This window comes from Butyrivibrio sp. NC2007 (genome assembly GCF_000421405.1).
Lineage (GTDB): Bacteria > Bacillota > Clostridia > Lachnospirales > Lachnospiraceae > Butyrivibrio.
On sequence record NZ_ATWY01000039.1, the window covers coordinates 1 to 11994 of the forward strand.

Annotated in this window: 10 protein-coding genes; 8 read left to right on the forward strand and 2 right to left on the reverse strand. The window is 44.3% G+C overall.

The annotated features are described in order from the left end of the window. Positions 1–249 precede the first annotated feature (249 nt). On the reverse strand, positions 250–1590 hold the full coding sequence (locus G632_RS21855; protein WP_035782302.1) for an IS30 family transposase: 1341 nt from the start codon (positions 1588–1590) through the stop codon (positions 250–252). Between the two features lie 356 nt (positions 1591–1946). Here G632_RS21855 and G632_RS0117980 point away from each other — a divergent pair, with 356 nt between their 5' ends. The 8 genes from G632_RS0117980 to hslO all read left to right on the forward strand — a co-directional run bounded on the left by G632_RS0117980 (position 1947) and on the right by hslO (position 11422). After that, on the forward strand, positions 1947–3251 hold the full coding sequence (locus G632_RS0117980) for a GGDEF domain-containing protein (protein ID WP_022770909.1): 1305 nt from the start codon (positions 1947–1949) through the stop codon (positions 3249–3251). A 158-nt stretch (positions 3252–3409) separates the two neighbouring features. Beyond that, on the forward strand, positions 3410–4858 hold the full coding sequence (locus tag G632_RS0117985) for an aminotransferase class I/II-fold pyridoxal phosphate-dependent enzyme (protein WP_022770910.1): 1449 nt from the start codon (positions 3410–3412) through the stop codon (positions 4856–4858). A gap of 24 nt (positions 4859–4882) precedes the next feature. Beyond that, positions 4883–5746 carry a polyamine aminopropyltransferase gene (gene speE, locus G632_RS0117990; RefSeq protein ID WP_026512696.1) on the forward strand — a complete coding sequence of 288 codons (864 nt, stop codon included), beginning with the start codon at positions 4883–4885 and terminating at the stop codon, positions 5744–5746. Beyond that, a complete protein-coding gene (locus G632_RS0117995; RefSeq protein ID WP_022770912.1) occupies positions 5743–7005 on the forward strand; it encodes a saccharopine dehydrogenase family protein in 1263 nt (420 codons plus the stop codon). The genes speE and G632_RS0117995 overlap by 4 nt, the downstream gene beginning before the upstream one ends. A gap of 42 nt (positions 7006–7047) precedes the next feature. Beyond that, entirely contained in the window at positions 7048–8406 is a 1359-nt protein-coding gene (locus G632_RS0118000; RefSeq protein WP_022770913.1) for a carboxynorspermidine decarboxylase, read from the forward strand. Between the two features lie 30 nt (positions 8407–8436). Continuing rightward, positions 8437–9609 carry an agmatine deiminase gene (gene aguA, locus G632_RS0118005; protein WP_022770914.1) on the forward strand — a complete coding sequence of 391 codons (1173 nt, stop codon included), beginning with the start codon at positions 8437–8439 and terminating at the stop codon, positions 9607–9609. Further along, entirely contained in the window at positions 9606–10505 is a 900-nt protein-coding gene (gene aguB, locus G632_RS0118010; protein ID WP_022770915.1) for an N-carbamoylputrescine amidase, read from the forward strand. Before aguA ends, aguB begins: the two co-directional genes overlap by 4 nt. Before the next feature lie 35 nt (positions 10506–10540). Beyond that, on the forward strand, positions 10541–11422 hold the full coding sequence (gene hslO, locus G632_RS0118015) for an Hsp33 family molecular chaperone HslO (protein WP_035771617.1): 882 nt from the start codon (positions 10541–10543) through the stop codon (positions 11420–11422). Positions 11423–11736: 314 nt separating this feature from the next. Here the strand turns inward: hslO and G632_RS0118020 are convergent. Continuing rightward, a partial coding sequence (locus tag G632_RS0118020; RefSeq protein WP_022770917.1) for an IS3 family transposase occupies positions 11737–11994 on the reverse strand: 258 nt, incomplete at its 5' end.

The following is an 11994-nucleotide window of genomic DNA, read 5'->3' on the forward strand; positions in this document are numbered from 1 at the left end:
GGTCAAATGAAAAACTGAATTCCGGTTTATAGTTGCAAAAAATGCATGTGAGGCTTTTTTAGGAGTTTTTTTATAAAAATGGTACTTTGACATGCCCCAAAAACATGCTAAAATCGGTTTACCAATTCTGTTTGTTTGCATAGCAAACAGATGGCTGGAGCAGATTGAGAAAAATTAAATTCCACCCATCAAAAGAGATTTTATGATCTTCGGGTGGTTATCTGTCTGCTGATTTATTAGTCTACGTGATTATTTATCACGGTATTCAATGAGTGCCGGTTTTAGCAGGACTTCGTCTGGGGAGACTTTTTTCAGTCCTGTTAAAGTCGGTATCTTTTTATCTAAAAGGAGCTCCGCTAGGTCAAAAGGTGTAGCCCCATTGAGACTGTCACGCCCTACAGAGTTTATGTGGCTTGCAAGAAGATTGATGTCATCCTGCGTATACTTGGACATGCTTCTTCCCTTAGGTATCACATAACGTATGTACTCATGATTCTTTTCTATGCGCGCTTTCTGATTTGAAACGTATGGATCGCAATAAAATACTTTTGTCCGTGGAGTTCCGGTTTGCGTATTTTCTATGTCCCAGGGATTCTTAAACTCTGAGCCATTGTCAGTAAGAATTATGGGAAAGTACTTTTTAAAAGTGTGTAATCCGATGGCGTCGCAAAGGCTGTTTATGGCAGCTACAACACTCTTCTGGGTACAATTCGGAAGTAGGATTATGATCATGAAACTGCAGCTTCTGAACAGAAGAGTTAACAGGCATTTTCCTGCTTTATTGGTACCCTTTACTGTGTCCATTTCAACGACATCAAGCTCCGGAAATGCCTTTGTATATTTTTCAAAATCAACATAAGTACGCTTTGAACGGTATGCTTGCTTGACATTTTTTATACGTGGTTCAGAACGCCTTTTTCTCTTTTTGTAGCGAACTCTTCTTGGTAGATCAATGTTCCTTGCCGTAAAGACTCGTTGATCAAAGTAGTTATATAAAGTCCTGCGAGAGACGGGAATCTCATCACCATGAACTGCAAATATATGGCTTAATGGTTGCCCTTTAAGGGCCAGAGGAGAAATGAGTTCATTAAGTTCATCCAGTTCTTCAGGAGTCATGTTGATGCCCTTTCTAGAATCGGAAAGCTTTTGTTCATACATTTTTTGAGCCTTTTTTGCATCGTAAATCCTTTGCTCAAGAGTGCATAAATTTGTATGCTCACAGCCATTGCATACGTATGGAGGTTTATCTCTTTTGTTGCAGTAACGATCAAAAGGAAGATAACTAATACAGTGATCAGTAGGGTGCCCCCAAACACATAACCTACATACAGATTTACACTTAAGATCACCACATACATTTCTCCTGCGGCATTCAATATAGTGCAGACAACCTCGACACTTTCTAAAGTGCTGTAAAGGAGGTTTTGACATGGTATGATTCCGTATTTCTTTAGATATAGTAGTAGGATCTTTGTTGAGCATTTCTCCAATATATTTAAAAGAAGAATGTTGTAATAGCTCCTGCTCAATAAAACTTCTGTCAGACAATGAGAGATGTCTTTGGTTATGAAAGCTGTTTTTCTTATCCATGGTAATCCTTTCTGACAGATAACCTTGGATATAGTAACAAAAAATATGTGCAGGAGTAAATTCCAGATTAATGCATCTGAACAGGAATTTAGTTTTTCATATTACGGTAAAAGGAGCGTCTTGACGCGATTTTCTCATGCTTTTTATTGGATATTTGGCGACAAGCGATGACAACGAAATTGCAACGCAATTTTGTTGTATGATCTGATTCAGCACAGTAGAGGGAAACACCCCAAAATGTAAAAAAAATGCTTCAAAAATTTGCTACTTCTTTTTCGTCTAATTTGCTTTTCTTTGCTGTATAATATTAAAGGGTAAAAACAGCTCATAATGAGCTGATCTGGCGGGGTATAAGCATGATAAACAAAGCAATTGAGGACTACACTAAGGAAGACCTGTTAAGCATCCTTGACGAGACAGTCGATGCGATCGTAATTGTCGATTCAAAGCTTAACACCTACAGAAGCATCACAAGAAAAGGGGTATTTGCTGAGCTTCTTGGTGAAACAGGCATCTACGAGGATCTGATCCAGAAGATCTGGTTCCATCTGGAAAATTCCAATGAAGAAATAAACGATGATTACAAGGCGTTCATCTCATATTACCGGGAGTTTAAGGGTAAATACAGCAGAAGAACCAAGGTATTTGTAGATGGAGACGATACCCCTCACCATGTTCAGATGAATGTTTATCCGATAGATGGTACAGGGCAGTATATATTTGCCATGGATGAGCTCAATGATGGGGAAAACGTTGAGGAACACGCTACATCAAGTAAAGTAAATACTATTCAGAGTACCTATCTGTTCTCAATGTATGTGGATCTTATAAGGGATACCACCAGCAGTATCTGTGTTACCGAGATATCTGATGATACTGTTAATGCCACCATCAAGTACTCCCAGTGGAGACTTATGACCGTAAATATGATATGGCCTGAGGATCAGAAGCAGTTTATGACTATTACAGATCCCGAATATCTTAAGGCTAATCTGAGTACCGGTCGAACAACCTCATTTGACTGCAAGATGAAGAATCTTGAAGGTGTGTTCATCTGGGTTAAGCTTGTTTTCATTAAAGCCGAGACATCTGATGATGAGTTCAGATTTGTCTTCATGGTTCAGGACATCAACGAGAATGTAAAAGAGCTGATGACCACTATGAAGAAATATGAGAGCCTTGCTCTTAAGGATCCTTTGACAGGACTCTTTAACAGGGGCGGTATCGAAACAGAAATCAGCAATGCCATTGATCTGTTTAAAAAGGGTGGATCCGATGTGGCGCTTCTTATGCTGGACCTTGACTTCTTCAAGCAGGTAAATGATACATATGGTCATTCTGCAGGTGATATGGCACTTAAGAGTTTTGCGGCAGTTTTGATGAATTCTGTAGAGGGAAAGAGTGCTTCTGTAGGACGCTGGGGTGGAGAGGAATTTGTTATCCTGATCCGCAACATGTCAGGAAATGAAGCATATAAATTTGCCGAGGACCTTCGAAAGAGCGTAGAAGAATCTCATTTTGGCGAAGTAGGAAAGCTTACCTGTTCAATAGGACTTAGCCGTGTTAAGCCTGAGGACACCTTTGATGATGTTTTTAAGCGAATTGACAAAGCTATGTATTCATCCAAGGATTCCGGAAGAAATAAAGTAACTGAAGAATAATACAAAAAGGAATAATTGTTTAAAACGCTTTAATTTCAAACAATTATATAGTATGATTAAGTGCGGTCAAATTAGATATAACAAGGGGTAGCATGAGAGAAATCTCATGCCACTCCTTTTCGCGTGTTTACAAGAGCGAATGGTTGGAGGAAGCGTAGTTGGATTTAGAACAGCAGAGAAGAGCCCCTATATATGAAGCACTGGAGCGTTTCAGAAAGCAGAGAGTAGTTCCTTTTGACGTGCCGGGGCATAAGAGGGGCAGAGGAAATGCCGAGCTGGTGCGGTTTTTGGGAGAGAGATGCGTAGGCATTGACGTCAATTCCATGAAACCGCTTGATAATCTATGTCACCCGGTTTCGGTTATAAAAGAAGCAGAAGAGCTCATGGCTGATGCCTTTGGTGCAGCCCATGCTTTTATGATGGTAAACGGAACAACAAGTGCCGTGCAGGCAATGGTTCTTTCCCATGTGAAGATGGGAGAGAAGATCATCATGCCCAGAAACGTTCATAAGAGTGCGATCAACGCCCTTATTTTGTGCGGAGCAGTTCCTGTATATATTGATCCTAAGGTTGATGTGAACCTGGGGATTCCTCTGGGAATGGAGATAGCTGACGTTGAGAGGGCCGTCAAGGAAAACCCCGATGCGAAAGCTATCCTTATCAACAATCCTTCCTACTACGGAATCTGTTCGGACCTTAAGGCAATCGTTGATCTTGCTCACAGACATGGCATGAAAGCCCTGGTGGATGAGGCACATGGCACTCACCTTTACTTCGGACCGGGACTTCCTCTAAACGGTATGGCTGCAGGAGCAGATATGGCTGCCATCAGTATGCACAAGTCAGGAGGAAGTCTGACCCAGAGTTCCATCCTTTTATGCGGACCAGATGCAAATGTTGGCTACATCAGCAGGATCGTTAACCTTACACAGACCACATCTGCAAGCTATCTTCTTCTGGGAAGCCTTGATATATCAAGAAGAAACCTTGCCCTTAACGGACATGACAGCTTCGAGAAGGTTACCAAGATGGCGCAGTATGCAAGAGAAGAGATCAATGATATAGGCGGCTATTACGCTTACGGCAATGAGCTGAAAAATGGCGGAAGCATCTTTGATTTCGACGAGACGAAACTCGTTGTAAACACCAGGAAAATAGGACTTACAGGAATCGAGGTCTATGACCTCTTAAGAGACGAGTACGATATCCAGATGGAATTTGGAGACCTCTCCAATGTTATGGCCTACATCTCAATCGGAGACAGGATACAGGATATCGAGAGACTGGCCGGGGCTTTGGCTGATATCAGAAGACTCTACAGTAAGCCTGAGCAGCAGTTTTTCTCAGCAGAGTATGTCACACCTATCGTTAAGGCTACTCCGCAGGAAGCTTTCTATGCAGAAAAAGAGTCACTGCCTATAGATCAGTGCGTCGGCAGAATAAGCGCAGAATCGGTTATGTGCTATCCACCCGGAATCCCGATCCTTTCACCCGGAGAGATGATAACCGAGGAGATTCTGGAATATATAAAGACTGCCATGGAGAAGGGATGTTCCATGCAGGGACCGGAGAGTGAAGATATCTCCGAGCTTTTTGTACTAAAATAATAAGGGAGAATGACAATGGCAGAGATGGATTATTGGTTCAGTGATATGCATACCGGCAATGTTAAGATAAGCATAAGGCTGTCCAAACAGCTCTTTTCCGGAACCAGTGAGTTTCAGAGGATAGACGTGTTTGATTCACCGGAGTTTGGAAAGTTCTTAACATCGGACGGAAATATCATATTTTCAGAGAAGGATGAGTTTACCTATGACGAGATGATCGTTCATGTACCCATGGCTGTTCATCCAAAGGTCCAGAGAGTACTGGTTCTTGGTGGCGGCGACGGAGGAGTTGCCAGAGAGCTTACTCACTACGATGAAATTAAGGTCATCGACGTGGTTGAGCCCGATTCAATGTTTGTGGATGTCTGCAAGCAGTACTTCCCGGACAATGCTATCGGCCTTGAAGATGACAGAGTCCATATCTTTTATCAGGACGGACTTAAGTACTTAAGGAAATGCGAGGATATGTACGACCTGATCATCAATGATGCTACAGAACCTTTGGGTCATGAGGCAGGTCTTTTTACAAAAGAGTTCTACGGAAGCTGCTACAAGGCGCTTCACGATGACGGAATAATGGTTTATCAGCACGGAAGCCCATTCTATGATGAGGATGAGGAGAGCTGCAGAGCCATGCACAGGAAGGCTTACAGAGTTTTCCCGGTAAACAGGGTTTATCAGGCGCATATTCCGACGTGCCCGGCCGGTTACTGGCTCTTTGGCTTTGCCAGCAAGAAGTACCATCCACTCAAGGACTTCAATCCCGACAGATGGGATGAGAGAGGGATCAAGACCTGGTATTACACAACGCATTTGCACAAGGGAGCGTTTATGCTGCCTAAGTATGTAGAAGATTTATTACAGGAAGAGGAGGATATGTCTAGATGAGTAGACTTTTAGTTATCGGATGTGGAGGAGTAGCACAGGTTGCTATTCAGAAATGCGCACAGAACAGCAAGGTTTTCACAGAGATGTGCCTTGCAAGCCGCACAGTAAGTAAGTGCGACGCCCTTAAAGAGAAATTGGAGAAGAACGGTACTCCTGTTAAGATCACAACAGCAACTGTTAATGCTGATGATGTAAATGACCTTGTTAAGCTGATCAAGGAGTATCAGCCTGATGCGGTACTTAATGTAGCGCTTCCTTATCAGAATCTGACTATCATGGATGCCTGCCTTGAGTGCAAGGTTGACTACATCGACACAGCCAACTACGAGCCTGAGGACACTGACGAGCCCGTTTGGCGCGCAGCTTATGAGAAGAGATGCAAGGAGAAGGGCTTTACAGCTTATTTTGATTACAGCTATCAGTGGGCATATATGGACAAGTTCAAGGAGGCTGGGATCACAGGTCTTCTCGGAACAGGCTTTGATCCCGGTGTAACCAGCGTATTTGTCTCTTATGCCAAGAAGCATTATTTCGATGAGATCCATACCGTTGATATCCTTGACTGCAACGGCGGAGATCACGGCTATGCCTTTGCTACAAACTTTAATCCTGAGATCAACCTTCGTGAAGTATCAGCCAACGGAAGCTACTGGGAGGATGGACACTGGGTTGAGACAAAGCCCATGGAGATAAAGAGAGAGTACAACTTCCCTGAGGTTGGACAGAAGGACATGTACCTTCTTCACCACGAGGAGATCGAGGCCCTTGGAAAGAACTTTCCTGAGATCAAGAGAATCCGTTTCTTCATGACCTTTGGCCAGAGCTATCTTGATCATATGAGATGCCTTGAGGATGTGGGAATGCTCTCAACAACTCCTATCAAGTTTGAGGGAAAAGACATTGTTCCTATCCAGTTCTTAAAGGCTCTTTTACCTGATCCTGCAAGCCTTGGACCAAGGACAGTCGGCAAGACCAACATCGGCTGCATCATCCGCGGAATCAAGGATGGCAAGGAAAAGGTTATTTATATCTACAACGTATGCGACCACCAGGAGTGCTACAAGGAGCTTGGAAGCCAGGCTATCAGCTACACAACCGGTGTTCCTGCCATGATCGGTACAGCTCTTGTACTTTCCGGACAGTGGAAGAAGCCCGGTGTATACACAACTGATGAGTTTGATCCCGATCCATACATGGATATGCTGAATGAATTCGGACTTCCATGGGTTGTTGACGAGAATCCTGTAGAGGTAGAATAAGCGAGAGCAAGACTTCATACTTCATTGTGAGGGGCACTGTTTATGAGATTTGAAGATATTCCGACACCATCCTATGTGCTGGATGAGAAGAAATTAAAGCAAAACCTTGAGATACTAAAGGAAGTAAGGGAGAAGTCCGGGGCCAAGATCCTTCTTGCCCAGAAGGCCTATTCGGCATATCAGACTTATCCGCTGATTGCTCAGTATCTGGATGGTACAACAGCTTCAGGTATATATGAAGCAAGGCTTGCCCATGAGGAGTTTAAGGTTCCTACAACGGACAGGCTGGTTCATGATGAGATCAGAAAAACTCTTGATGTAAATGCCTCAAAGCCTGAAAACCACGTATTTGAGCCGGCATTTAAAGAGGATGAGCTCAGGGACCTTTGTAAAATGTGTGATCACATTGTCTTTAACTCACTTAGCCAGCTTGAATATCACAGACCAACATGGGAGAAAGCCGTCTCAGAGGGCAAGGTTTCAGTTGGCATAAGGATAAATCCTGAGATCAGTACCGAAGATTCACATGAGATTTATGATCCCTGTGCTCCGGGTTCAAGACTTGGAGTAAGAAATGATGACATGCCTGAGGCTCTTCCTAAGGGCGTTGAGGGACTTCATGTTCACAATCTCTGCGAGCAGGGCTTTGAGCCGCTTGAGGATACATTCCTTAAGGTTGAGAGGGAGTTTGCAAGGTTCTTTCCAAGTCCTCTTATTCCTGACGATTACGATACGTTTATTTTCAAAGAGTTTGAGAGGAATATGCGCATCCGTGATAGGGAGGAGTATAACGCCAATTACGGTGATAATGCTGATAATACAGAACCGGCAGCGCCTGCTCCTGATGAAAACATTGGAAAGATCAAGTGGATCAATCTCGGCGGTGGTCACCACATCACAAGATCTGATTATGATATTGATGCGCTTATTGGACTTGTGTCCTATATCAGGGCCAAGTACGGTATTGACGTTTATTTAGAGCCGGGTGAGGCTATAGCATTAAACGCAGGTTACCTTGTTACCACAGTCCTTGATGTTGTTGAGACTGACAGGATGCCTGTGCTCATCCTTGATACATCCGCTGCCTGTCATATGCCGGATGTACTTGAGATGCCATACAGACCACCTCTTCGCGATTCTGAAGAGCCTGGTGAGATGAACTACACCTATAGGCTTTCATCAAGGACATGTCTTGCCGGGGATATCATCGGAGATTACAGCTTCAATGATGAGAAAAAGCCCGGAGACAGGCTCGTCTTTGAGGATATGGCAATCTACAGCTTTGTTAAGAACAACACCTTCAACGGAATGGCGCTTCCAAGCATTTCGCTTATGCACGAAGACGGAGAGGTGGAGATTCTTAGAAGCTTTAACTATTACGACTTCAAGACAAGGCTCTGATAACAGAGCCTTTTTTGAAAAGGAGACATATTGGAGAAGTTTAAGTCAAAACCAATTGAAGATGGCTTTTCTATGCCTGCTGAGTTTTCGCAGCATCTTGGCACAATCATGATCTATCCGACGCGCCCGGGTAGCTGGGGGAAGGACCGGAGAGATACACTTAAGTCCTTTGGAGAGGTCTTTTTGGAGATCCTAAAGCGAGAGGACTTGTATCTGCTTGCCTCTAAGGATTTTGTAAAAGAGGCGGATGCCTTCATGGACAATCTGATAACAACTCATTGTCATGGGGATGAAGATCTGGAAAAAGAGCTTTCGGATAGGTGCTTTATTTTTGAAATCGATAGCGATGATGCCTGGGCCAGAGACGTAGGACCCACATTTGTGACAGGAAGCGGGAGAGACATTCGCGCAGTCAATTGGAGCTTTAATGCCTGGGGAGGAGAAGTAGACGGGCTTTACGCCTCCTGGGATAAGGATGACAAGGTTGCACTTTCGTTCCTTGAGACTATGGAAGTTGATGGGTATGATGCTTCACCTTTTGTACTTGAAGGGGGATCCATACACTGTGACGGCGAGGGAACGGTGATAGTGACTGAGAGCTGTCTTTTGAGCAAGGGAAGAAATCCTTCGCTGTCCAAAGAGCAGATTGAAGATAAACTAAAAGAGTACCTCGGGGCTGAGAAGGTTTTATGGCTCCCAAGAGGAATCTACAATGACGAGACCAATGAGCATGTGGACAATGTCTGCGCCTTTATAAGGCCCGGAGAAGTGGTGCTTGCCTGGACAGATGATGAGAGCGATCCTCAATATGAGATGTCAAAGGCTGACCTTGACTATCTCGAGAGTGTAACGGATGCAAAGGGTAGGAAGCTCAAGGTTCATAAGCTCTATATTCCCGATAACCCTGTTCTTGTTAAAGAGGAGGATCTTGCTAACTACGAGTTTGAAGAGGGCGAGGATATGCGTGAAGTAGGAGAAAGACTGGCTGCAAGCTATGTCAATTTCTATTTTGTAAACGGCGCAGCTCTGGTACCTCAGTTTGGAGATGAGAACGCAGAAAGCGATAAAAGAGCTTTGGATACGCTAAAAGCTCTTTTACCCGAAAAGGAGATCATCGGCATTGATGCAAGGCCCATACTTCTGGGAGGCGGAAACATCCACTGCATTACGCAGCAGGTGCCGGTAGGAGGAACAAAGGCATGAGTGAGAAGATAAAGGTTGCCTGCGTGCAGTTTGAGTGCGGAAACAGTGCCCTTACTGACGCAGAGCTGGTTAAGAGAAATATAGAAAAGGCCGGGGAGCTGACCAGGAAGGCGGCCAAGGAAGGCGCGAAGATCATTCTTTTGTCTGAACTTTTTGAGAGGCAGTATTTCTGCCAGGAGAGAAGATACGACTACTACGAGTATGCCACGGAGATTTTGGAGAATCCTGCAGTTAAGTACTTTTCAGACCTGTGCAGAGAGCTGGAAGTCGTGATGCCCATCAGTATTTACGAGAAGGATGGGAACGAACTCTACAACTCAGTTGTCATGATAGATGCAGACGGAAAGCTCCTTGGAATATATAGAAAGACTCATATTCCGGATGACCACTATTATCAGGAGAAGTTCTACTTCACACCCGGAAATACAGGCTTTAGGGTGTTTGAGACAAGATACGGAAAAGTTGGTGTCGGAATCTGCTGGGATCAGTGGTTCCCTGAGACTGCAAGGTGTCTTGCACTTAAGGGAGCGGACATTATTCTCTATCCCACAGCAATCGGCTCAGAGCCAATACTTAATGTTGACAGCTCAGGCCACTGGATGAGGACCATGCAGGGACATTCGGCGGCAAACATTATTCCTGTGGCTGCTGCTAACAGGATCGGCACGGAAACGGTTGAGCCCTCTGAGGAGAATGGCGGACAAAAGTCATCTCTTTGTTTCTACGGAACGAGCTTTCTTACAGATGAGACGGGAGAGTGCGTAGCAAAGGCTTCCAGGGATAAAGAGGAGATCATCTATGCGGAGTATGACTTTAGTGAGATACGCAGAAACAGACTCTCCTGGGGACTGTTCAGGGACAGAAGGCCTGAGTGCTACAGTGATATTACAGGATAAGAAAAGAGGAAAAAGAATTGGCTTATAAAGATTATATGGTAAGAGCGACTGCAGGAAATGCCCAGATAAGGGCTTTCGCCGCAACAACAAAGGATCTTGCGGAGTACGGAAGAAAGGCTCACGGCCTTTCACCCATCGCAGCTGCAGCCCTTGGAAGACTTATGACTGGCACAGTTATGATGGGAACAATGATGGACAATGAGAGCGACCTTATAACCGTCAAGATGGACGGTGACGGACCACTTCGCTCTGTTCTGGCAACAGCTGATAACAAGGGAAATGTAAAGGGATATGTAAGTAATCCTTACGTCATAATGGAGCCCAATGAATCCGGCCATTTAAATGTCGGCGGCGGAATCGGTGAGGGCACACTTACCGTTATCAGAGATATGGGAATGAAAGAACCCTATGTGGGACAGGTTCCTCTCTATACAGGAGAGGTGGCAGAGGACCTGACTTACTATTTCACCAAGTCAGAGCAGACACCTTCTTCAGTCGGACTTGGAGTTTTGGTTGAGAGGGAGAATCTCTCTGTTATCGCTGCAGGAGGTTTCATCATACAGCTTCTTCCTTTTGCCGATGAAGCTACCATATCCCATCTTGAGGAGAATCTTCAGAAGTTTACATCCGTTACGGATATCTTAAAAGCCGGCAAGACACCTGAGGAGCTTCTGAATATCGTACTTGATGGATTTGATGTAGAAATAACCGACAGAGTGGACCTCAATTTCTACTGCAATTGCGATAAGGACAGAGTAGAGAGAGCCCTGATGCTCATCGGAGAAAAAGAAATCCAGGAAATGATCGATGAAGGCAAGGAAGTGGAACTCAAGTGCCATTTCTGCAATAAATCTTATATGTTCAGCGTAGATGAGCTTAAGAAAGTTAAAGAGATGGCCAAGATCAGGAAGAAGTGATCATCAAAAAATGAGCCCTGGGGACGGAGTCAGGGGCTCATTTTTTTGTGATATCGATTTCAATCTGTAGCAATGGACGCCATCCTTGACACTTAAAAATCAGTATGCTGTCTCTTTATCACCGACGCTGATGGACTCATGAGCAGCTGATTAGTATCACCATCGGTCGTCCCAGCTTAGCATCCTGATTTATAAGTATCAAGGACAAGCCCTGCCAGGGGCATGGTGGCTGGTTTATTACCTCGGGCTCCGGATCTATGAGCAGCTGATGCTTCTAACCATTAAAGTGAACCCCATGTCAAGGACACACGCAATTATTTTGGGCTGTATTTCATTGTTAATGCTGATGGTAGTTGATTGGTTACTTTATAGTGATAGTATTCATTTGGTGCCATTCCTTGCAACTGCACCTGATACCTATCGTTATTATAGTAATTGATCCAGTCATTTATTCTGTCCTGGACATCATCAAATGCCTCCCAGGCCTTTATATAAGGGCTAAGTTCGTCTTTCATATGTCCGAAGAAGCTCTCTTGTGGAGCATTATCCCAACAGTTTCCTCTTCTGGACAT

Excerpts from the sequence above, each read along its gene's own strand:
- G632_RS21855 (WP_035782302.1), bottom strand. The coding sequence starts at position 1,590 with ATGGATAAGAAAAACAGCTTTCATAACCAAAGACATCTCTCATTGTCT.
- G632_RS0117980 (WP_022770909.1), top strand. The coding sequence starts at position 1,947 with ATGATAAACAAAGCAATTGAGGACTACACTAAGGAAGACCTGTTAAGC.
- speE (WP_026512696.1), top strand. The coding sequence starts at position 4,883 with ATGGATTATTGGTTCAGTGATATGCATACCGGCAATGTTAAGATAAGC.
- G632_RS0117995 (WP_022770912.1), top strand. The coding sequence starts at position 5,743 with ATGAGTAGACTTTTAGTTATCGGATGTGGAGGAGTAGCACAGGTTGCT.
- G632_RS0118000 (WP_022770913.1), top strand. The coding sequence starts at position 7,048 with ATGAGATTTGAAGATATTCCGACACCATCCTATGTGCTGGATGAGAAG.
- aguB (WP_022770915.1), top strand. The coding sequence starts at position 9,606 with ATGAGTGAGAAGATAAAGGTTGCCTGCGTGCAGTTTGAGTGCGGAAAC.
- hslO (WP_035771617.1), top strand. The coding sequence starts at position 10,541 with ATGGTAAGAGCGACTGCAGGAAATGCCCAGATAAGGGCTTTCGCCGCA.